The following is a 23,151-nucleotide window of genomic DNA, read 5'->3' on the forward strand; positions in this document are numbered from 1 at the left end:
TAATCATATCAAAGCTCTTTTGGTCGGAATCTCTACTTTTGTAATGCTTTTGGAAATAAATATTCCTTTATTTAACACGGATAATCAAATATATATGAAGAAAAGAGTTTTGTTTTATTTAGTTGCTTTAGTCTCTACAGTTTCTCTGCAATCGTGCGTTACAAACTATGTGGTATCAAAACCAGCAACTTACACTAAAGAATACAAAACAGATGCCAAACTAGCTTCTATCGACACCAAGAAAATGGAACAAGATAAAAAGCAATTGATCAACTCTTTCATCTCTGAAAAGGCAGCAGTTTTATCTAACGCAAAAAATACTTTAAGAAATTCTGAGATTGCAAAAGCAATCAAACACAATAAAACGATCGACAACATCCTTACTGAAGCTGAAACATACCTGGGAACTCCTTACAGATACGGAGGAACAACAAGAAACGGTATAGATTGTTCAGCTTTTGTTCTTTCTGTATTCGGAGCTGCAGCAGGTCTTAGCTTACCAAGAGTAGCCGCTTCTCAATCTCAGGAAGGAGAAAGAATAGAAAAGGAAAACCTACAGAAAGGTGATTTGATTTTCTTTTCACATGGAAGAAGAATCTCTCACGTAGGTATTGTAGAAAGTGTTTCTGAAGATGGTGAAATTAAATTTATCCACGCAGCTACTTCGAAAGGAGTTATGATTTCTTCACTTAATGATTCTTATTGGGGACCTAAATTCAGATTTGCGAAAAGAGTAATCAACGAAGAAGGAGATGCATATAACAACCTAGCTGCAGTTACAGCATCAACAGCGACAAGTTTTTAATTTTAAATAATTGATCTAAATACTGAAAGCCATCAAATGTTTGATGGCTTTTTCTTTGTATTATAGCTATTGAATCAAAACCAATAAGAAGCTCTGACAGCCTTATCGAATTAAATTTATTCTTTCATTCTCAAACCAGGAACTTTCCACTTTCCACTCACATAACTAGCTATTCTTATCGATCTCAATATCTAGCTTATAAAGAAGACCATGTACTTCAGAAAGTGAAAATTTAGCCTTCTTTAGCCTATTAAAAACAGGATCGATGGTATAATTGAAGGAAGTTCTAAGATCTGCTTTCTCCAGATTTGTATTTTCAAAGACAGCTCCGGATAAATCACAGTTCATAAAGAATGCATTTGATAAATCACACTCCGCCCAGTCAACTTCTATTAGTTTCGAATTCTTAAATACTGTTTTCTTAAGTGAGGTTTTATAGAATACAGAATTGTTTAAAGCACAACCATCAAATTTGAAAGATAAGCCAAACTCATTACATTCATTAAACTGAAGTCCTAGCATCTTACATTCCTTGAAAATAACATCTCTAAAAGCAGTAGATACCAGTTTTATCATGCTTAGATTACATCCGGTAAATTCACAGTCATTAAAATTGAATCCGGAAAGATCAGCGTATTCAAAATTACAATTCCTAAAAGTACAATTTTCGTATTCTCCTTTATCCAAAGGTTGCAGAGTAAAGTCTATGTTATCAAAGTTCTGATCAAGAATATATATGTCTTTCATAATTACTATAAGATTTGTAAACAAAAGGATAGTCTACCCTTAGGCAGAGTTTTTAAACAACAGAAGAACAACAGCTTTTCTGCCATTTTGCAGTTCAGCCTAAATCCCGCTACACCAAACTGTTCTTATCCGAATAATTAAGTTTAAAAAAGATAAAAGTCATCGTAGAAAAGGCAAGCAAAGAACTGCCTCCATAACTAAAGTAAGGCAACGGAATCCCAACTGTTGGAAAAAGCCCCATAACCATCCCTAAATTGATCGAAAAGTGCATCAGTAAGATCGAGGCGAAACAATAGCCGAATACTCTGTTAAAAGTGGATTTCTGCTTTTCTGCAAGATAGTAGATTCTACCGATGTAAAGCATATAACATAAAACCAATGCTGCACTTCCAACAAATCCCCATTCTTCACCTACAGTACAGAAAATATAATCGGTACTTTGTTCGGGTACAAATTTACCCTGAGTCACAGAACCTTCGCGATATCCTTTTCCCAGCAGTCCACCAGAACCAATTGCTGTTTTAGAATAAAGCAAATTATATCCGGAAGTATCTCTAAAAGCTTTTTCTCCTTTGTAAAGAACCTCTATTCTTTCCCTTTGGTGTTTAGGTAATTTTTCTAAAATGTAGGGTGTCGCAAAAGCCAAACCACACAACAGTATAATAGACCCGGCAATACTCGAAATTGAAATGATATTCCAGGACATCTTATAGTAATTCATCGCGATCAAAATTCCGGCAATCACTAAAATAGCAATCACTACATAAATAGGATCTATCGCCAGTGAGACCAGGAAAACAGAAGCAAAAAGAAACCCGATTCCGAATAATAATCCACTTAAGCCCTCTCGATATAAAGCAATGAAAAATGCAACAAAAACAAGTAATGATCCTACATCAGGGATAGCCAATACCACTATCGCAGGAATTCCCACGATGGCTAAGGATGTTAAAAGAGATTTTCTGTTACTTAAATTAAAATCAGGTCCGGAAACATAATTGGCCAGCATTAACGCTGTTCCCAATTTAGCAAATTCTACAGGCTGTAAACTTAGAGGTCCAAACTTATACCAGTTTTTCTGACCTAGAACTTCTTTTCCAAAAGGGAATAAACCAATTAACAATAAGACTCCGATGATATAGATAATCCCCGCCATATTCTCGAAGAATTTTGTTCGGGTAAAAAAGATAATCAAACCAACAAAAACTGAAACCCCAAACCATACAGCTTGTCTGGTTCCACTTGCTGGTTCCACACTGTAAATATTTGCTATCGCAAAAATGCAAAGCAGGAAATACAGACCAAGACCTAACTTATCTAATCCCTCTGTCCATTTCATTGCTCTTTATTTTTTTTAGTTTGAACTTCTGCGTCTATCTGTTTCTGTAATTTTTCTTTCTGCTTTTTGATAAAATCCAGGCTGTCTTGTGCTCTTTTGAGTTTTACAGAGTCTAGCTTAGGATCTTTATACAATCCTTTACGTTTTAAATCAACAATCCACTGTCTTTTATATTCAGGCATGAAACTCGCTGAGGTCATCTTCTTATAAAGATTTTCTCTTTTTAAGTCTCCTGTTATATACTTTTCTGCAATTACAGTACTGGCAGGTCCTGCCCAAGTAGCACCAAATCCAGCATGTTCCATTACAGCAACGACAACAATTTTAGGTTTGTCGGCAGGTGCAATCAATACAAAAATTGAATTATCTTTTCCTTGTGGAACCTGTGCTGTTCCTGTTTTAGCCAATTGGGTAAAGTCATTTGATTTTAATCCTCGTGCCGTACCATTTAAAACCACCGCTTCCATCCCTTTTAAAACAGGACCAAAGTGTTTAGGATCAACTAAAGTTTTATGTTTCACCTTAAATCTTGGATCAGGATTAGGCTTCCCGTCAATAGATTTTACAATATGTGGCGTATAATACCATCCTTTATTAGCAATAGCCCCAACATAGTTTGCCAGCTGAAGGGGTGTAACCATAACGTCCCCTTGTCCCATTCCATTGAAAACAGCACCAGTCGCTAAAACATCCCAGTTCTTACCATCCTTTTTGGAACCACTGGCTTTAAGGATATTGCTCATTCTTTTTTCATAAAACTCTCCTGATGGAATTCTGCCTTTTGCTCCTACAGCAAAGTCATTATTCAGGAATTCTCCTACTCCGAAGCTACTCATAATAGATTTCCACTCATCAACCCCCTTTGAAGGGTTTCCAGGATATTTATTAACAATCGCCAAAAATGCGTAAGAGAAGTAACAGTTACTCGAAACCTGTATGGAAGGAATCAAAGGAATTGCTCCACCATGACCTTTAATTCTTAAACCTCTGTAATTAAATCCTCCTCCACAAGGAAAAACAGTATTCTCATCCATTACCCCCATCTGCATACCTGCTAAAGCAGTTAGTAGTTTAAAAGTAGATCCCGGAGGATATGCTGCTTGAAGTGATCTGTCAAAGGTAGGCTTATTTTCGTATATTGTATCTTTAGATAAAGCGTACAGGTTTTTCGATTTTGATGGTCCTGTAAAAAGATTTGGATCAATATCCGGTCCAGTTGCAGCAACTAAAACCTCTCCGTTATTCGGATCTAAGGCAACAATTGCTCCGTGTTTATTCACCATCATTTCTTCGGCCATTCTCTGGAGATCGTAATCAATAGTTAAAGTAATATCTTTTCCCGTAATTACATCTTTGTCCAGTGATCCGTTTTTGTATGATCCAATATTCCGAAGTCTGATATCCTTTTGGATATATTTCAGCCCTTTAACCCCTCGAAGTTGCTTTTCATAAGATTTTTCAACTCCCGTTTTTCCAATAAAATCTCCAGGAAGATAGTAGGTAGAATCCTTTTTTATATCTCTTTCATTCACCTCACTCGTATAACCTAAAAGATTTCCTGAAGTAGAAACTTCATACTGACGCTGAGGTCTTGAAACAATACTAAAAGCAGGATATTTAAATATGATTTCCTGAACCCTTGCAATATCTTCTCTGCTAAGATCCTTGATAAATGTCATAGGAGTCAGCTTGGAATAGTATTTCTCTTTTTTAATGGCATTGATTTTATTAATGAAATCAGTTTTGCCTATTTTCATTAAATTACAAAATCCCAGGGTATCAAAATCCGGTTTCATTAATGCCTGGGTAAAAGAGATTTCATAAGCAGGTTGATTACCTACCATTATTTTACCATTCCTGTCAAAAATAACACCTCTTTGCGGAATAACGTATTCTATTTTAATGGATGTATTCGCCGCATTCAGGGCATAACGATCTGTAAATAACTGTAAATAAGAAAGCCTCGCCACAAAAATGAGGGCAATAACAGCGACAACGGCAAAGATTTTTAAATAACGTGTGTTCAAACTTTTTGTTTGATTTTAAATATTAATGCGTAAATAACTATAAATATAAAGGAAATTACACTTGTTACCAACACATTAAATAATATTTCAAAAAATCTGCTGAACTTGAAGAACTCAATGTATTGTACTAAAAGCTGATGCAAGAAAATACTTGAAAAAAGAAACAGTAAAAACTGTCCCCATTGAAGGGATTGGAAAGAAAAGAAATCCGTAGACGTGTCAGTGGATGTCCTGAAAATCAATGTTCTGAAATACGCAATGAGCGTTGTCGCGAGAGCATTAATCCCCCATGAATATAAGAAAGCATCTATTGAAAGTCCTATTAAAAAACTTAATGCCAAAAATTGAAATTTATTTCTGAAAAAAGGATAGAACATGACAAACACAGGATATAACACTGGTGTGTATTTTCCAAACAGCGTAATCCTGTTCAAAACAAAAATTTGTAATGCAACAAGAAAAATCATGATTAAAATATCAGTAAATAGTGTTCTGCTAATCATTTTCCTTTTTTATTACTGCCTGTAACGTATCCTGAATCTTTTGAACCTCAGCTTTCTTAAGACTCTTCACAACATATACTTTGTTTAGAGGTCCCATCTTTTCACTAAGTTCTACTGAAATGTCCCAAAATCCTGTTTTGTTATCTACGGAATATCCCGCAATTGTACCAATCATAACCCCTTTTGGGAAAATTGCAGATTTACCATCAGTAACGATAGTATCTCCGATCTTTAATGCTACATACTTGGGAATATCTGATAAATGCATTATTCTGGAATTATCACCATTCCAAGTTAATGTTCCAAAATATCCTGATTTTTTTAAAGATGCATTGATACGGATTCTGTTGACACTTAAAACCGATTGAACCAATGCATAACTATCTGTAGAATTAATAACAATCCCCGCTACTCCTTTTGGAGCCATAACACCCATTTGAGGAAATACTCCATCTCTTCGGCCGCGATTGATTGTAAAATAATTATTACGTCTATTGATACTGTTAAAAACAATTTCACCATCTACAAATGTATAGATCTGCCCTCCTCCTAACGTATCATGAACTTTTCTGAAAACTGGTTTTTTAGCCCCATCTTTTCCATAAAGCTCAATCATTAAAGCTTTATTCTGTGCAACAAGATCTTCGTTGATCTGCTTAAGTTTTAAATAGGAAACCCCTTCATCAATATACCCCGAAACCCAAGAATTTAAAGCGGCCGACTGACCAGCGATCCAGGATTTCTGCATGGCATTTTTAGAGAATATAAGAATCAGAGCAATAATTTGCAAGAAAATAAAGAAGACAAAAAGAGCGTTCTTCGAAAATAATCTCAGCAAAAATCCCATTCAGATAGTATCGTAAAAAGTTAAAATTATTTAATTAAGAAATTGAATTTATCCATATTCTTAAGTGCAATCCCTGTTCCGCGAACTACGGCTCTTAAAGGATCTTCAGCTACGAAAACAGGAAGACCGGTTTTCTTATGCAATCTGTCTGCAAGACCTCTCAATAATGCACCTCCTCCTGCAAGATAAATACCTGTTTTATAAATATCAGCGGCCAATTCCGGCGGAGTAAGAGACAGAGTTTCCATTACAGCATCTTCAATTCTAATAATAGATTTGTCTAATGCACGGGCAATCTCTTTGTAACCCACCATAATTTCTTTTGGCTTCCCTGTAATAAGGTCTCTACCTTGTACCGGGATATCTTCAATATCTACGTCTAAATCTTCAACAGCAGACCCCACTTCAATCTTCACTCTTTCTGCAGTTCTTTCACCAATATAAAGGTTATGGTGTGTTCTCAGGAAATAAGCAATATCATTTGTAAATACGTCTCCTGCAATTTTCACGGATTTATCACAAACGATACCTCCTAATGCCACTACTGCAATTTCAGTAGTACCACCACCTATGTCGATGATCATATTCCCCTCAGGTTTCTGTACATCGATTCCAACTCCTATTGCAGCTGCCATTGGTTCATAAATAAGTCTTACTTCCTTAGCATTTACCTTCTGTGCAGAATCTCTTACTGCTCTTTTTTCCACTTCTGTAATTCCTGAAGGAATACAGATTACGATTCTTAAAGCAGGCTGAATAAATTTACCTTTAATCCCAGGGATTTTCTTGATAAATTCTTTGATCATATGCTCAGAAGCATGAAAGTCTGCAATAACCCCGTCTTTCAAAGGACGGATGGTTTTGATATCTTCATGGGTTTTACCCTGCATATGTTTAGCTTGTTCCCCCACAGCTATCGGCCTGCCAGTAGATCGTTCAATTGCAACAATTGACGGCTGGTCTATAACAATTTTATTATTATGGATGATAAGTGTGTTAGCAGTTCCCAAGTCTATCGCAATTTCTTGCGTAAACATATCGAATAAACTCATATTTTTCTTCGGATTTAAGTTTACAAAGATATAAATTATACACTACTAATGAAATTTGGCAAGCATATAATTTGGTTAAAATTTTATTAAAATTTGAAATATTTTATTAACGATTAATATAATTTCACTATAATATTAAATTTGATCCTAAAATACCGCTGAATTTATAGTTTTTTACGATAATTATCATACATAATTTCAGAAAGCGTTTAATTAAAAAAAACGTAAATTTGCGCCTGGATATGTTACAATACTCTCATACACATCAAACTTCAAATTTCGCCGTACTTTCTATAAGCTATGAAAAAGCTGATGGAGAAACACGAGGAAAGTTTGCATTTTTTGATGAAAACATAAAAAGTTTCGTTACCCGAATTCATGATGAAAATTTAGGGGACGCTTTTGTTGTTTCCACTTGCAACAGAACTGAGATTTATACCACTACTTCCAATTATCTTTTGGTGGCTGAAGAATACTGCAAAACGATTGGAGTGAATATCACAGACTTTTTACAATTTGCCAATATTCTGACCAAAGAGGAAGCTTTAACACACCTGTTCAGAGTAGCAGCTGGTCTTGAGAGCCAAATCATAGGAGATTTTGAAATTATAGGACAAATCAAAAAAGCATACAGCAGATTTAAGAAGGAAAGACAAAATTCCAATCCTTACCTGGAAAGAGCGATCAATTCAGCGATTCAGATTTCAAAAAGGATCAAAAACGAAACAGGTATTTCAAATGGTGCTGCTTCTGTTTCCTATGCTGCCGTTCATTACATCCTTAACAACCAGAAAAGGATTACTGAAAAAAACATTTTACTTTTAGGTGTCGGAGAAATCGGGCAAAACACGGTTGAAAATCTAGTAAAACATGTTTATCAGCCAAAAATAAAAATCACAAACAGAACTCAGGAGAAAGCAGAGAAGATTTCCGAGAAATATACAATTCCTCATGTTGACTATGCTGATTTTGATAAGGAACTGAAAAATACAGATATCCTGATCGTTGCAACAGGGGCGAAACATCCAATTGTGAATGCTTCTCATTTTCCAAATGGAAAAGAAACTTTAGTCATTGACCTTTCTATTCCGCATAACGTTGAAAAAGATGTTACGAACAACAAAAATGTAACATTAATTGATGTGGACGAGCTTTCAAAGCAAATCCAGGAAACCATTCAACAAAGAGAAAAAGAAATTCCAAAAGCAGAACTTATCATTAAGGAAATGGCAAAAGATTTTCTTGAATGGGAAAAAAAGAGAAAATTAGCTCCTAATATCCACCATTTTAAAGCGGTCTTAAAGAATATGGAACGTAATGAAATGCACCAGTTCTACAGAAAAAATAAGTACATCAATATAGACGATATGGCGCTTTCTGAGAAAATGATTCAGAAAATCACCAATCGTTTTGCAAAATACATCATAGACAACCCTTGGAAAGCCGAAGAAATTAGTAAATTAATGCACGAAATATTAGTTGAACAACCAAACAACGAATTCAATGAAAAGCATTAGAATAGGAACGAGAAATTCCGCACTTGCTCTTTGGCAGGCAAGAGAAGTTGCAAGATATTTGCAGAATAATAATTACACTACTGAGATCGTCCCGATTCTTTCTTCGGGAGATAAAAATCTCACTGAACCTCTTTATGCATTGGGAATTACAGGTGTTTTCACAAGAGACCTGGATACCGCATTATTAAATGATGAAATTGACATAGCAGTTCATTCATTAAAAGATGTTCCTACTAAACTGCCTCAAAACATTGAGCTCATTGCTTATCTGGAAAGAGATTATCCGCAAGACGTTCTGATAAGAAAAGAGTCTGCTAAGGATAAAGAGTTCCATGAATTAAAGTTGGCTACGAGTAGCTTGAGAAGAAGAGCATTTTGGTTAAAGTACTATCCTGATGCCACTTTCTCTGATATTCGTGGAAATATTCAGACTCGTCTTCAAAAATTGGAAGAACAGGATTTCGATGCTACTATATTATCATTGGCAGGGATCAAAAGAATGAAGATGGATATTGATTATGAAATGCTTCCATTAATGATTTCAGCGCCTTCTCAGGGAGTTATTGCCATTGCCGGGCACTCCGATAAAAAAGAAATCAATGAAATCGTAAGCAAGATCAATCATAAACAGACTCAGATCTGCGTTGAGATAGAGAGAAACTTTTTAAGCACTCTTGAAGGAGGATGTACTGCCCCAATCGGAGCTTTTGCTGAAATATTTGATGATCAGATCCGCTTTAAGGCAGCTCTTTGTTCACTAGATGGTAAGAACTGTATCGCTACTGATGAAAATTTTGTATACAACGATACTGAGAATTTTGGAGAAAAATTTGCAAAAATTGTTCTTGAAAACGGGGGTAAAGAGTTGATGGCAGAAATAAAAAGCCAGATATAAACTTCTACTTTTCAGTTCACCCTTATTTTGATCTCAATGAAAATGTTATTTACCAAAAATATAGACCCATCTGTTTTATCCAAAGAATTAGGAGAACATATTTTGGTGGACTGTATTGAGGTAATTAAAACAACCCCTATACAGGTAAGACCTTTTGATCTTAAGAACTATTCACTTATTTTCACCAGCGCAAATGGTGTGATCGCTTTTTTCAAGAATCATTTCAAACCCAATGAAAATTTCACAACCAAGAATTACAATAAGATCTATTGTGTTGGTGAAAAAACAAAGAGAGAGCTTAGAAAAAATGGTTTTGGGACTTTTAAAGTTTTAAAAAATGCAGAAACCCTTTCCGAGTTTATCATTGGACATTGCCCACATGAGCAATTTATACATTTTTGCGGAAACCTGGCTATTGATGTTTTAGACAATGCTCTTCCTTTACAGAACATCAAATACAAGAAAGTAATAGTTTATAACACTGAAGAGACCAATCCTTTGGTAACTGAAAAATATCATGCTATAGTTTTTTTCAGTCCAAGCGGAGTTCGTAGTTTTGCAAAACAAAATTCACTAGACAATTTAAAACTCTTCTCTATAGGAGAAACTACATCTAATGAATTAAGAAAATATACCCAAGAAAAGATTTTTACTTCTGAAGGCAACAATCTGATTTCTATAACAGAAATGATCAGAAGAGAAGTTAACAATAACCTTTGATTCATTAATTATAAGATTAACCATCAAAGATTAGCTTAAATAGATTATGATTAAGAACGACCTATATTTAAAAGCACTTCGCGGAGAAACCGTAGAAAGACCTCCTGTCTGGATGATGAGACAAGCTGGAAGATATTTGCCAGAATTTATTGCTCTTCGTGACAAATATGATTTCTTCACAAGATGTCAGACTCCGGAACTAGCTGCTGAAATCACTATGCAACCTATTCGAAGATTTCCTTTGGATGCTGCTATTTTATTTTCGGACATTTTAGTGGTTCCTCAGGCGATGGGAATTGATTTTAAAATGAAAGAATCAGTAGGCCCATGGTTGGATAATCCTATCAGAACAATGGAGGATGTTCAAAATATACCCGTTCCTAACGTTGACGATACTTTGGGTTATGTTTTTGACGCAATTGAGCTAACATTGCTGAAATTGGATAATGAAATTCCATTGATCGGCTTTGCAGGCTCACCATGGACCATCCTTTGCTATTGCGTGGAAGGAAAGGGAAGCAAAGCGTTTGACATTGCTAAATCATTCTGTTTCCAGCAACCAGAAGCTGCTCATTTGTTGCTTCAAAAAATAACAGACACTACAATTGCCTATTTAAAGAGAAAAGTAGAAAAAGGAGTATCTGCGGTACAGATTTTCGATTCATGGGGAGGAATGCTTTCTCCTGAAGATTATCAGGAGTTCTCATGGCAATACATCAACCAGATCGTTGAAGCTTTAAGCCCACTTTCTCACGTGGTTGTATTTGGAAAAGGATGTTGGTTTGCTTTAGAGGAAATGACCATGTCTAAAGCCTCTGCTTTAGGAGTAGACTGGACGATCAAACCTGAATTCGCCAGAACTTTAACCAATCACACAATGACACTTCAGGGGAACTTTGATCCTGCAAGATTACACTCAACTCCTGAAACAATCAAGAAAATGGTCAATGAAATGATCAATCGTTTTGGAAAGGACCGCTACATTGCTAATCTAGGGCATGGAATTTTACCTAACATTCCTGTAGAAAATGCAGAAGCATTTATCAGAGCTGTAGTCGACTGGAAACCAAATATCTAATTATACAAACATTGTAATCCATACAGATTGCATTATGATATACAAAAATCCCTTCCAATAATTGGAAGGGATCCTTTTTAAGTTGATTATATATTATTCTTTTATAATCTTTTTGCTTATAATTTCTTTTTTATTGTCGATCAAAATCAGGTAATTTCCTTTTGGTAAATCAGAAAGATTATACCCATCAGCTTCTCCAATAAAGCTTTTGACTTTTCTACCCGCCATATCAAGCACAGTAATCCTGGAGTCAAATTTCAGATTTCCTGATTGGATATGTACAAAATCTTTCACAGGATTTGGATAGACTTCCATTTTATCCGCTACAGAAACATCCGAAGTCCCTAATAATCCCGATGTAATAACAATGTCGTCCACTACGACCCCATACGAATAGTCTCCTACATCATCATATACAAATCTCATTTGAAAATTAGCATTGGCATAAGGAGTTAAATCTATATTAGTTGCAGTATCATAACTCGTCACTACATACATAAAAGTATTAAAATCTATATCCCAGTCACCAGCATCTCCTGCATGTATAAATACCTGAACCCAAGATGTCCCATCGAAAACTTCAACTTTCAATGTAGAGTCAAGATCATAAATCATATTAGCATACTTAAAGGACAGCTTTGGATTTGAAACCGCCGAAAGATTGATTACTGGAGAAATTAACCTCGCATTCGTATTGATGCCATTTGGCCCCGCATCGTCGTCATCAAAAAAAGCGGCACCACTAGGAAATGAGGCAAATCCATTTTGCGTACCCACTCCCCAATTATAAGTGGTATTTGGGTTATTGGTCGTCCACCCTGAAGGCAAAACATTTCCATTGAAATCTTCAGAGAAAATCTGTGCATTACAGACTCCATAGATTAAAAATAAAAAAAGTAAATAATTTTTCATGATTCGTTTTATTAGTTATAACAAATTTAACAATTAAATAAATATCAATTATTAAATTTAACATAATAATGAATTTCAATGAAAATCAAAAACTAATTTAACTTCTCTTTTTCAACCGATATCTTTGTTTTAGAGGCCTGGAAAATATAATTCTTATTGTAATAAAATTTATATTTATATTTGATTATTAACACTTTAAAATCATTACCATGAAAAAGCTAAACAAAGAAAGAATGAAAACAATCGTAGCAGGACGTGAAATCTGTCTTGAATGTGCCAATGATTATCATCAGGTTATCATCAATGGAAGATGCTACTGCGTTCCTAATGATTAAGAACTAACAAAAAAAGCAGTTTTACAACTGCTTTTTATTTTTTAGCTAAGCATTTTCTTAGCCTTTTTTACTCCTTCTACAAGCAAATCAATTTCTTGAAAAGTATTATATACTGCAAAACTTGCTCTTACCGTTCCCGCAATATTAAAGAAATTCATGATAGGCTGAGTACAGTGGTGTCCTGTTCTTACCGCTACACCCATTTTATCTAAGATCATTCCCACATCTGAGGAAATACCTACACCTTCCAAATTAAAAGAAACAACACCCGTTCTATGAGCCTTTTCTCCATAGATTTTAAGACCCTCAATTTCCAAAAGTTGTTTTTGAGCATATTCCAAAAGAACATTTTCATGCCTCTGAATGTTTTCTTGTCCAACTTTTTTGATAAAATCCACAGCGGCACCTAATGCAATGTTTCCTCCCACATTAGGAGTTCCAGCTTCATATTTAAATGGTAAACCTGCGTAAGTTGTTCCATCAAATGAACATGTCGCAATCATTTCTCCTCCTCCATGGAATGGTGGTAAATATTCTAAAACCTTTTGTTTTCCATAAAGAATTCCAGTGCCCATTGGAGCATACATTTTATGTCCTGAAAACACAAAAAAATCACAGTCTAATTTTTGAACATCAATCTCAAAATGCGGTGCAGATTGCGCTCCATCAATAACGATATAAGCATTAGAATTCTTTCTGGTTTTTGCTATAATCTTTTCTATTGGATTTACAATTCCCAGAGCATTGGAAACCTGATTTACTGAAACTACTTTTGTTTTTTCATTTAGGTATTCATCTAAATAATCCAACTGCAGAACACCCTCTTCATTGATAGGAATCACACGAAGTTTCGCTCCTGTTCTTTCGCATAACAACTGCCAGGGAACGATATTGGAATGATGCTCTAAATATGAAATAATAATTTCATCATCTTTTTTTAGCTCTTGCGTCAGGATATAGGCGATCAGGTTTAACCCTTCAGTCGTCCCTTTCGTAAAGATCACTTCAAAATCATGTTTTGCATTGATGAATTTTTGAATCTTCCTTCTTGAAAGCTCCATTTCTTCTGTAGCAAGCTGACTTAAAGTATGAATTCCTCTATGAACATTTGCATTAATTTCAGTATAATATTGATTCCAAACTTCTAAAACAGAATTGGGTTTTTGAGACGTTGCTGCATTATCCAGATAAACCAGAGGCTTACCATTAACCTCCTGATTTAATATAGGAAACTGACTTCTTATTTCTTGAATGTCAAACATTTTATAAATTTTACAAATTATAGCGCTCTTATTTAGAACACTTCAAATTTACAGCTTTTTTTTCGAAAGGATAAAGAATGAATTGCATTATAGATGCAATCTAAAATAAAAAACCTGTCAAAAAAATGACAGGTTTTTATATAATTGTTTATCAGCAATTCTTATTCTGCTGCAGTTTCTTCAGCTGCTGGAGCGGCTCCTTCAGCTACAACTTCTTCTTCATCGTCATCATCAGCTGCTGCTGCACCTCCTTTCATTGCATTTCTAGACATCTTAACAGCTACAACAACTGCATTGTCAGGGTGCATGAAAGAATATCCTTGAGTTTTAATGGCACCAACATATAATTTGTTACCAATTTTAAGTGAAGTAATATCAATTACGATCTCATCCGGCAAGTTTGCAGGAATTGCTTTCACTTTTAATTTTCTGAAAGACTGACGTAAAACACCACCAGCTACAACACCTTTAGAACGACCTGTAACTCTTACAGGAACCTCCATAATAACTGGCTTATCATCAGATAACTGATAGAAGTCAGCGTGAAGGATTTTGTCCGTAATTGGGTGGAACTGAATATCCTGAAGAACTGCTGGAATTGTTTGTCCGTCAACTTCAATAGATACCGTGTGTGCTTCAGGAGTATATACTAAACCTTTGAAAGCTCTCTCTTCTGCAGAGAAGTTTAAAGGTTCTGTACCTCCATAGACAACACAAGGAACTAATTCAGCATCACGTAAAGCTTTTGTCGACTTTTTGCCCACGCTTTCTCTTTTTGTACCTTGAATTGTAATAGATTTCATTTATAAAAATTTAAAATTTTGTTTAATATAAAATTCGCAAACCGCAAATAATCAATTAGATAACAAATTTACTACTGATTGATTGATGCTCATGAACCATCTTCATAACGTCTGCAAATAATGGGGCGCAAGATAGCACTTTTATTTTAGATGACAAATTATTTTTCACAGGAATTGAGTCAGTTACAATAACTTCCAACAATTGAGAGTTCTCAATATTCTCGTAAGCCTTTCCTGAAAGCACTCCATGAGTAGCCATCGCTCTTACTGTTTTTGCTCCTTTTTCCATTAAAATATCTGCAGCCTTACAAAGTGTCCCTGCAGTATCGATCATATCATCAATAAGAATAACATTTTTACCATCCACATCTCCAATCAGGAACATTTCTTCTACAACATTTGCTTTCTTTCTTTCCTTGTAAGCAATTACAACTTCAGCACCTAAGTGACCTGCATAGTTTTTAGCTCTTTTTGCTCCTCCCATATCTGGTGAAGCAATAGTAAGATTATCCAAATTCAGATCCCTGATGTAATCCACAAAAATAGTAGAAGCATAAAGGTGATCTACAGGAATCTCAAAGAAACCTTGAATCTGATCTGCATGCAGATCCATAGTCATAATTCTTGTTGCTCCCGCAGCAGTTAAAAGATTCGCAGCCAATTTAGCACCTATCGGAGCTCTTGGTTTATCTTTTCTATCCTGTCTTGCAAGTCCAAAATATGGAAGTACAACAGTTATACTTTTTGCAGAAGCTCTTTTTGCAGCATCAATCATTAGAAGAAGCTCCAAAAGATTGTCTGCAGGTGGGAATGTAGATCCTATCAGGAAAACTCTTCCTCCTCTTACAGACTCGTCTAATACAGGTTCGAATTCCCCGTCACTAAACTCCTGGAAGTTTATTTTTCCTAATCCTTGCCCATAATGCTGAGCAATTTTTTCTGCCAAGTCCTTACTGGTTCTTGTACTAAATAGATAACTTAACTGATCGGCCATTTTTACTTTTTAAGATTTTGCAAATTTAAAAAAAAACCACAAGAATTACTCTTGTGGTTTCTAAGTTTTTATTTCCCTTTATATTTTAAGGGAATTTTACACCTGAATAATTATTCACATTTACCTGTGGTAGTGTGGATTTATACTTAGCGTTGATAGACTTAATAAATTCATTAGCAACAATAGCATATCCTCTTCCCGTCAAATGAACTCCATCAAGAGAGAAAGCACCTCCGGTTACAAAAGTAGCCGTGTATCTTACACCATCCCAAGAAATTCCTGATTGGGAATTCAATTCTATCATTTTAGCATTCATATCTACAAATGCTAATCCTTTAGAATCAGCTACACTTTTAATTGTTGCATTGTATGCTGCAGTAGCAGTTAATACCTTCGCAGTCTCTGCTTCAGTTAAAACAAGTTTATCCTCTAATGGAACAGACGTTCCTCCTCCGGCTTGTGGAGTAAGCACCTTACTAGCTGGAAGCAAAATTAAATCTTTAGATGTCGTTTGTCTATATTTAGGTAATCCTGGGACAGCAGTTAAGTCCTTATCTGCAATTACTGCTCCATTTGCTACAGCACCCGCCGTAAACTTGATAAGTCTTCTTTGGTATTCAGCATCATTGATTAATCCAAATGCTTTAGCCTGAGCTAAACCACCGTTATATTGTGCATACCCCCCGTTTAACTGGGTTACCTGAGCATCTGTCAAGTTTGTAAGTGGCATAGCCGGAACTCTTGTGAAAAATGGAACATTAGTTACGTTTGGAATATTAGCCACAACTCCTTTTCTAGTTGCTCCCGCAGGAAATAAAGTATTTACTAAATAAGTATATGTTGCTGTGAAACCAACTCCTAAACTTCCAGCATCCGGAGTGATAGGATTACTTCCGTCTCCTCCAGAAGTAGCATATCCCAGAACATCATTGTTCCCGATCCAAAGTGAAACAAAGGTTGGGTTCTGCGCCAAAGCATCCGCAACTACTGAAGTCGTTACTGAGCTCGCAAATCTCACAAAATAAGGATTTGCAGTAGGTGCTGCTGGATTCAATCCAGCTGGATTTCCATACCCAGGAGCAATAAGATGTGCTACCTTAGCTCCAGGAACACCCATATTCTGGTAAGGGCCACCTGATTTTATATCATCTAAAGCTGCACCGGGAGCAGTAGGGCCAGGAGATAAAGCTCCATTTACAAAACTTAATACATATTTTCCAGCATAGTCACCAGTAGTAGGATTAAACAAATTTGTAAAACCTCCTGTATCATTTGGCATTAAAGGCTGCTTAAAAGCTCCACCTCCAGCAAGCTTCATCTGCATGGCAAGCATACTTGGATAAGATTCATTCTGTCCGCTGCTATAGAGCGCTCCATCTCTGTAACCAGAAGTTAGGGAATTTCCTAAAGAAATATATTTAGAGAAATCAGCATCGCCTTTAGTCACCTGGATATCTTTTACATCCGTATCAAAATCATTTTCGCAGCTTGTCGTAAATAAAAGAGCAGAAACAGCGATTGTAGAAATTATAATTTTTTTCATAGTCTTTCAATTAAAAAGGATTATAAGATAAACCTAGACCAAAATAAAACGCTCTAGCTTTAGCCTGACCAACGAAACCTAAATTCGTATTATTGACATCTCTGGCTTGTGGCATTGCATAACCACCGGCGATATCAACGCCAAATTGTTTCAATTTAAATCCAACCCCTCCTGTTACTACATAGGTATTAAATGAAGGCGTTTCAGCAATAAAGTTATTATCAGAATAAGGAGATTCATCATAATAAGCACCTAAACGTCCAAAGATCATATTGCTAAATGCATATTGAGTTCCTAATCTGAATGTTTTAGAGTTTCTGAAGTTTTTAGGAGCCACAAGAACCGTAGGATCTGCCTGATTTCCGATCGGAGCATTTGCAAAATCCAATGTTAATTTACTGTATCTCTCCCATCCATGATAGTTAAAGTCTGCAGACACTAACCATTTTGGTGTAATCTTATAAGTTAATCCGACAGTATATTCTTCTACTAAAGGTAAGGTAGCTGTAAAGCTATCCTGCCCGTTTGCTCCTAAACCTAGTAATGAATAAATAGACTGTGAAGGGAATTTAAATGTTGCCGTTCCATTCTTAGCTTTCATATCTACAGGTGAACGGTAAGCGATACTTATATCCAATTTCTCTTCAGGTCTGAAATAGAAACCAAAACCATATCCGTGTCCACTCGCTTTTTCATCATTAATATTAACTTGCCCTCCAAATTGAGTAACCGCTTTATCCCAGTCCACTTTTCCTCTTGCATAGATATAACTAGCTCCGAAAGCTAACCATGGTGCAAGCTTCACTGAAACCATTGGCTGGAAATAAAAACTCTTTAATTCAAGTTTTTGAACCATTTCTTTTCCTTCCCAATCATTTGGCCACTGAATAGTACTACCAAAAGGCGTTGAAAAACTAAAACCAACTGATAAATTTTCTAGCGGTTTATAAGCAATAGCCGCATAAATTGGTGTCCCAAGAGGATTATCAGTTTCTGAACTTTGTAAAGTATTTAAATTCTGAAAAGTAACTTTATTACTTGCTCCAAATCCTCCGGCAACTATACTCAGTTTAGAAGGAATGAATGACATACCCGCTGGGTTAAAAAATGCCACACTTGCATCTTCAGCATGAGCACTAGTATGTGCCATTGCCAATTGTTTCACCCCCTGCAAAGAGACTCTGAAGCCTCCAGCGTAAGATAAAACACCCGCCAATAAAGCAGTGGATACTAATATTTTTTTCATAGACTATTATTATATAACCCAAATATAAAATTATTTTGAATACGTCTGTTAATATTTCTTAATATTTTAAACAATAACGGAAAAGAAAATTATGTTTAAAATAACACTTTAGAAAAAATTCACCCTAAAGGCATATATACTAGCACATTGATAATATTTCATTGAGTAATTGCGTTTTCCGTTTAAGATTAAACAATCATGTTGATGAATATTTGAATTTTTTAGAATTACATAAAGATAAAAATATATAAATTTGCAAGATTAAATATTAGTTATATGAGTTGTGGATGTAAAACATCCGGCGATTCTGCGCATTCTTGCGGACCCAAGAAATCCGCGAATGGTTGTGAAAATGTAAATACCTGTGGTAATAGTTATAAATTAAGTGTTTTCGACTGGCTGTCTAACATCAATAATCCTGCATCTAACAGGTGTGATTTTGTAGAAGTTAGATTTAAAAATGACAGAAAATCGTTTTATAAAAATGTAAATAATGTTCCTTTACATATAGGTAGTGTAGTCACTGTAGAATCAAGTCCCGGACATGATGTCGGTGTGGTAAGTCTCACCGGCGAATTAGTGAAAATTCAGATGAAAAAGAAAAAATCATCTGAAGAGACCTCGCTAAAAATATATAGATTAGCCAACCAAAAAGATATTGAAGTTTGGCAAGAAGCTAGAAAAAAAGAAGATAGTGTCAAGATCCAGGCAAGAAAAATCGCGCATGGTCTAGGACTCGAAATGAAAGTTACTGATGTTGAATATCAGGGAGATGCTTCAAAAGTAACTTTTTATTACACTGCAGATAATCGAATAGATTTCAGGCAGTTAATAAAAGAATATGCCTCTACTTTCAGAACCAAGATTGATATGAAACAGATTGGTTTCAGACAGGAGGCGGCAAAAATCGGAGGTATTGGATCGTGTGGTAGAGAACTTTGTTGTTCTACATGGCTTACAGATTTCAGATCTGTAAATACCAACGTAGCACGTTATCAGCAGTTGAGTATTAATCCTCAAAAACTTGCAGGACAATGTGGTAAGCTAAAATGCTGTCTTAATTATGAACTGGACAGTTATTTAGACGCATTAAGCAATTTCCCATCTTCATCAACTACATTAGATACAGAAAAAGGAAGAGCCTTCTGTATTAAAATTGATGTTTTCAAAAAGAAAATGTGGTTTGCTTATGTTGATAGCTCTGTTGCATGGTACGACTTTGATATTGATTTGGTAAAACAATTCATTTCCAAGAATAAAAGAGGAGAAAGAATTTTACCTCTGGAAGATCTGAAACAACCAGATATCCCATTACAAAGTATTGATTTGATTCAGGAAAACAGTGTAGATCGATTCGAGAAAAAGAATCGTGGTTTTAATAAAAACAGAAACCAGAACCAGAATCACAGCAATAACAACAATAATAATAACCAGAACAGACAAAACAATCAGGGACCAAGGAAAAGTAAACCTGAGAAGTCTGAAAATACTAATTCTAACCACAATCCAAAGCAGCCAAGGCCGCAACAGCAGCCCAAAGTTCAGTTAGAAAAAGTAGAAGCAGCTTCTAATCAGGAGAAAAAACCACAACAGGCTCCTAATAAGAAAAAATTTAAAAAGAAATTCCCTCCAAAAAAAGATAACAATGCGTAAAATTTTAGGATTATTATCCCTCATTCTTTTCTTGAGCTGTAATTCTTCAGGAGAAAACATCACCATGAATTCTGTTGATAACAAATGGAATAAGAAGAGTGAGCAAAAATTTAATCTTGAAATTTCAGATCCGCAGAATCCTAAAAATATTATATTTGTTGTAAGAAATAACAATAATTATCCTTACAGCAATATTAGGTTTATTGTTAATTTCACCAATCTTCAAAACAAGAAAAAAGAGACAGACACATTGAATTATGTTCTTACAAAACCCAATGGAGAATGGCTTGGAACAGGTTTTGGAGATACGAAGGAAACGCTCTTTCAGTATAAATTAAATTACAAATTTCCTGAAAAGGGAAAATATGAAATTGGATTGATACAAGCAATGAGAAATGATTTCCTTCCGGGAATTGAAGATATTGGAGTTAAAATAGAAACGGCTAAACCGTAACCATAAATGGAAGAAAACAAAAAAAACACAGGGACTAAAGGAAAAACATTTCCTCTTCCCCCCAAAAAGAATAATAAAAATACCGGTTGGAAGAAATGGGTAAGACTTATTTGGCTTGGACTTATTGTAGTTGTTTTAGGAATTTCAGGAACTTTCTTTGCTGTTTCACAAGGCTTCCTTGGTGAAATGCCAGACGTAGAAGAACTTGAGAATCCAGATATTTATGTTGCTTCTCAAATTTTTTCTGCTGATGGGGTACTACTAGGCAAATTTGAAAAAGAAAAAACCCAGCCGATCACCTATAAAGACCTTCCTCCTTTTTTAGTTTATGCTTTGCAAGCTAAAGAGGATGAACGTTTTAAAGAACACTCAGGAATTGATTTGCAATCAATTGCAAGAGCTGTAGTTTATGGTGGAGGAAGAGGTGGGGGATCTACGATTACCCAGCAGCTTGCAAAATTACTTTTTACTGGAGGTGCTTCACAAAACAAATTTGCAAGAGCATTCCAAAAATTAAAAGAGTGGATTGTAGCTGTAAGTCTTGAAAAAAGATATACCAAAGAAGAAATCGTAACATTATATTTCAATAAGTTCGACTTTTTATATAATGCAAACGGGATTGAAATGGCTTCAAAGATCTATTTCAATAAAAATACAAATCAATTGACTTTGCCCGAAGCAGCTATGTTTGTTGCCATGCTGGAAAATCCGGTTAAGAACAATCCAATGCGTAATGAAACCAGAGCAAAAGCAAGAAGAGATGTTGTTTTGGAACAAATGCAAAAAACTGGTTATATTGATGAGGACACTTATAGCAAAGCTGTAGCAACTCCTATTACCTTAGATTATCATCCGATTAAAAACATCAATGATGACTACTCTGCTTATTATAAGTTTTATTTAAAGAAAGAAATAGACTCTTACCTTAAAGAAAACGAAAAAGAAACCGGTAAAAAATTAAATCTTTATAAAGATGGTCTTAAGATATATGTAACTCTTGACTCAAAAATGCAAAAATATGCAGAAGAGGCTATTAAGGAACATTTAACTGATCTACAAAAAAGATTTGACGCAGAACAAAGAGGAAGAAAAAACAGACCTTTCTATTATCTAACAGATAAGCAGATCAATAGTGTAATGGTTCAGGCGATGAAAAGAACTGGGCGTTATAAACTATTAAAAGCAGCAGGAGTATCAGAAGATTCCATCTTAATGGAGTTCCATAAGCCTATAAAGACATCTCGTTTTACATGGAATGGAGAAGAAGAAGTTGAAATGTCTCCTTGGGATTCTATCAGATATCACAAACAAATCGCTCAGGCAGGACTAATGTCGATGGTTCCGGGAACAGGTGAAATTAAAGCTTGGGTAGGAGGAATTGACTGGCAGCACTTCCAATACGATCACATTAAACAAGGAAAGAGACAGGTGGGCTCAACATTTAAGCCTTTCGTATATGCAACAGCAATTATGAAATTAGGGATGACTCCTTGTTCAGCAGTTTCAAATGGAACTTACGACCACAATGGCTGGCATGTCCCTGGTAGAGGTGGAATGTTAACATTAAAAGATGCTCTAGCACACTCTCAAAACCCTGTTGCTGCCCGACTCATCGAAATGACGGGTGTAGATGCGGTAATACAGACAGCAAGAGATCTTGGAGTTACAGAAGAAATACCAAGAAACAATACTATTGCGTTAGGTTCATCAGATATTACGATTTATGAAATGCTAGGAGCCTACAGTACTTTTGCTAACTATGGTAACTACAACAAGCCGGAAATGATCTGGAGGATTGAAGACGCCAACAGCAGAGTAATTAAGGAAGTAAATGTAGATCCTAAAGAGGTAATGAATCCACGTTATGCATACACCATGATTGAACTGATGAAAGGAGTAGCACAATTTGGGACAGCTTCTGGAGAACTTTCAAGAAGAGGAATCTCAAAAGCGGTTGAGATTGCTGCAAAAACAGGTACAACACAGAACAACTCTGATGGTTGGTTTATGGGTATCACTCCAAAACTTGCTACCGGAGCCTGGGTTGGATGGGAAGATAGAGCGACCCACTTCTTTGGAACAGGAGAAGGACAGGGAGCAAGAATGGCATTGCCAATCTGGGCTATCTTCATGAAAAAAGTTTGGGCGGATAAGAGTTTAGGAATTACTCCGGATGACAAATTTACAAAACCATCAGACTGGAAAGACGGCTGTTCAGATCTTAAAGGTTTAAGTGGAGGGTATGGTGATGATGGAGGTTTACAGACCATTGACGAGATCAAGAATCCAAAACCTGCTGATCCAACACCGAAAAACAATGCTACTAAAAAAGAAGAAAATGTAAATGAAAATCTAAATAAAAATGAAGAAATAGATTTTAATAAATAATTTCTCTTTTAGAAATATATGAGACCTTTCA

21 protein-coding genes are annotated in these 23,151 nt (G+C 35.5%); 9 read left to right on the forward strand and 12 right to left on the reverse strand.

The window, feature by feature from the left end:
* Positions 1–94 precede the first annotated feature (94 nt).
* Complete coding sequence (locus tag JHL15_RS02255) at positions 95–805, forward strand: C40 family peptidase (RefSeq protein ID WP_200242285.1); 711 nt, start codon at positions 95–97, stop codon at positions 803–805.
* Between the two features lie 165 nt (positions 806–970).
* Here JHL15_RS02255 and JHL15_RS02260 read toward each other — a convergent pair whose 3' ends face one another.
* The 6 genes from JHL15_RS02260 to JHL15_RS02280 all read right to left on the reverse strand — a co-directional run bounded on the left by JHL15_RS02260 (position 971) and on the right by JHL15_RS02280 (position 7,320).
* A complete protein-coding gene (locus JHL15_RS02260) occupies positions 971–1,552 on the reverse strand; it encodes a pentapeptide repeat-containing protein (protein ID WP_200242287.1) in 582 nt (193 codons plus the stop codon).
* Positions 1,553–1,661: 109 nt separating this feature from the next.
* Entirely contained in the window at positions 1,662–2,891 is a 1,230-nt protein-coding gene (rodA, locus tag JHL15_RS02265) for a rod shape-determining protein RodA (protein ID WP_200242289.1), read from the reverse strand.
* Positions 2,888–4,918, reverse strand: coding sequence for a peptidoglycan D,D-transpeptidase FtsI family protein (locus JHL15_RS02270; RefSeq protein ID WP_200242290.1), 2,031 nt, complete (start codon positions 4,916–4,918; stop codon positions 2,888–2,890). Before JHL15_RS02270 ends, rodA begins: the two co-directional genes overlap by 4 nt.
* Positions 4,915–5,421: a rod shape-determining protein MreD gene (locus tag JHL15_RS21190; protein WP_089028523.1), complete on the reverse strand. Its 507-nt coding sequence runs from the start codon at positions 5,419–5,421 to the stop codon at positions 4,915–4,917. The genes JHL15_RS02270 and JHL15_RS21190 overlap by 4 nt, the downstream gene beginning before the upstream one ends.
* Entirely contained in the window at positions 5,414–6,268 is an 855-nt protein-coding gene (mreC, locus tag JHL15_RS02275) for a rod shape-determining protein MreC (protein ID WP_200242291.1), read from the reverse strand. Before mreC ends, JHL15_RS21190 begins: the two co-directional genes overlap by 8 nt.
* 26 nt (positions 6,269–6,294) lie before the next feature.
* Positions 6,295–7,320, reverse strand: coding sequence for a rod shape-determining protein (locus JHL15_RS02280; RefSeq protein ID WP_034680746.1), 1,026 nt, complete (start codon positions 7,318–7,320; stop codon positions 6,295–6,297).
* Between the two features lie 242 nt (positions 7,321–7,562).
* On the opposite strand from JHL15_RS02280, the gene hemA reads away from it, so the two are divergent.
* From hemA to hemE, 4 genes are read left to right on the forward strand one after another with little or no spacing between them, the layout of a single operon-like run.
* Positions 7,563–8,837, forward strand: coding sequence for a glutamyl-tRNA reductase (gene hemA, locus JHL15_RS02285; protein WP_200242292.1), 1,275 nt, complete (start codon positions 7,563–7,565; stop codon positions 8,835–8,837).
* Entirely contained in the window at positions 8,824–9,732 is a 909-nt protein-coding gene (gene hemC / locus JHL15_RS02290; protein WP_200242293.1) for a hydroxymethylbilane synthase, read from the forward strand. The genes hemA and hemC overlap by 14 nt, the downstream gene beginning before the upstream one ends.
* Before the next feature lie 36 nt (positions 9,733–9,768).
* The gene (locus JHL15_RS02295; protein ID WP_200242294.1) at positions 9,769–10,452 is read left to right on the forward strand and encodes a uroporphyrinogen-III synthase; all 684 of its coding nucleotides are present in this window, start codon (positions 9,769–9,771) and stop codon (positions 10,450–10,452) included.
* Positions 10,453–10,498: 46 nt separating this feature from the next.
* Positions 10,499–11,530, forward strand: a complete 1,032-nt coding sequence (gene hemE / locus JHL15_RS02300) for a uroporphyrinogen decarboxylase (RefSeq protein WP_200242296.1) — start codon at positions 10,499–10,501, stop codon at positions 11,528–11,530.
* A gap of 93 nt (positions 11,531–11,623) precedes the next feature.
* Here the strand turns inward: hemE and JHL15_RS02305 are convergent, their stop codons facing one another.
* The gene (locus JHL15_RS02305) at positions 11,624–12,442 is read right to left on the reverse strand and encodes a T9SS type A sorting domain-containing protein (protein ID WP_200242297.1); all 819 of its coding nucleotides are present in this window, start codon (positions 12,440–12,442) and stop codon (positions 11,624–11,626) included.
* Between the two features lie 209 nt (positions 12,443–12,651).
* Here JHL15_RS02305 and JHL15_RS02310 point away from each other — a divergent pair, with 209 nt between their 5' ends.
* Positions 12,652–12,777 carry a GNAT family acetyltransferase gene (locus tag JHL15_RS02310; protein ID WP_200242299.1) on the forward strand — a complete coding sequence of 42 codons (126 nt, stop codon included), beginning with the start codon at positions 12,652–12,654 and terminating at the stop codon, positions 12,775–12,777.
* Positions 12,778–12,818: 41 nt separating this feature from the next.
* Here the strand turns inward: JHL15_RS02310 and JHL15_RS02315 are convergent, their stop codons facing one another.
* From JHL15_RS02315 to JHL15_RS02335, 5 genes are all read right to left on the reverse strand, one after another.
* A complete protein-coding gene (locus JHL15_RS02315) occupies positions 12,819–14,039 on the reverse strand; it encodes an aminotransferase class V-fold PLP-dependent enzyme (protein WP_200242302.1) in 1,221 nt (406 codons plus the stop codon).
* Positions 14,040–14,200: 161 nt separating this feature from the next.
* Positions 14,201–14,842, reverse strand: a complete 642-nt coding sequence (locus JHL15_RS02320; protein ID WP_200242304.1) for a 50S ribosomal protein L25/general stress protein Ctc — start codon at positions 14,840–14,842, stop codon at positions 14,201–14,203.
* Positions 14,843–14,897: 55 nt separating this feature from the next.
* A complete protein-coding gene (locus JHL15_RS02325) occupies positions 14,898–15,836 on the reverse strand; it encodes a ribose-phosphate pyrophosphokinase (protein ID WP_200242306.1) in 939 nt (312 codons plus the stop codon).
* Between the two features lie 85 nt (positions 15,837–15,921).
* Complete coding sequence (locus JHL15_RS02330; RefSeq protein ID WP_200242307.1) at positions 15,922–17,379, reverse strand: SGNH/GDSL hydrolase family protein; 1,458 nt, start codon at positions 17,377–17,379, stop codon at positions 15,922–15,924.
* 10 nt (positions 17,380–17,389) lie between these two features.
* Positions 17,390–18,625: an OmpP1/FadL family transporter gene (locus tag JHL15_RS02335; protein WP_200242308.1), complete on the reverse strand. Its 1,236-nt coding sequence runs from the start codon at positions 18,623–18,625 to the stop codon at positions 17,390–17,392.
* 276 nt (positions 18,626–18,901) lie between these two features.
* On the opposite strand from JHL15_RS02335, the gene JHL15_RS02340 reads away from it, so the two are divergent.
* Genes JHL15_RS02340 through JHL15_RS02350 form a run of 3 tightly spaced genes read left to right on the forward strand, consistent with a single transcriptional unit; the run spans position 18,902 to position 23,120 of the window.
* Positions 18,902–20,278, forward strand: coding sequence for a PSP1 domain-containing protein (locus JHL15_RS02340; protein ID WP_200242309.1), 1,377 nt, complete (start codon positions 18,902–18,904; stop codon positions 20,276–20,278).
* On the forward strand, positions 20,271–20,732 hold the full coding sequence (locus JHL15_RS02345; RefSeq protein ID WP_200242310.1) for a gliding motility lipoprotein GldH: 462 nt from the start codon (positions 20,271–20,273) through the stop codon (positions 20,730–20,732). The genes JHL15_RS02340 and JHL15_RS02345 overlap by 8 nt, the downstream gene beginning before the upstream one ends.
* A gap of 6 nt (positions 20,733–20,738) precedes the next feature.
* Positions 20,739–23,120, forward strand: a complete 2,382-nt coding sequence (locus JHL15_RS02350; protein ID WP_200242317.1) for a transglycosylase domain-containing protein — start codon at positions 20,739–20,741, stop codon at positions 23,118–23,120.
* Positions 23,121–23,151 lie beyond the last annotated feature (31 nt).

It is taken from the genome of Chryseobacterium paridis, from assembly GCF_016595215.1.
Taxonomy (GTDB): Bacteria; Bacteroidota; Bacteroidia; order Flavobacteriales; family Weeksellaceae; genus Chryseobacterium; species Chryseobacterium paridis.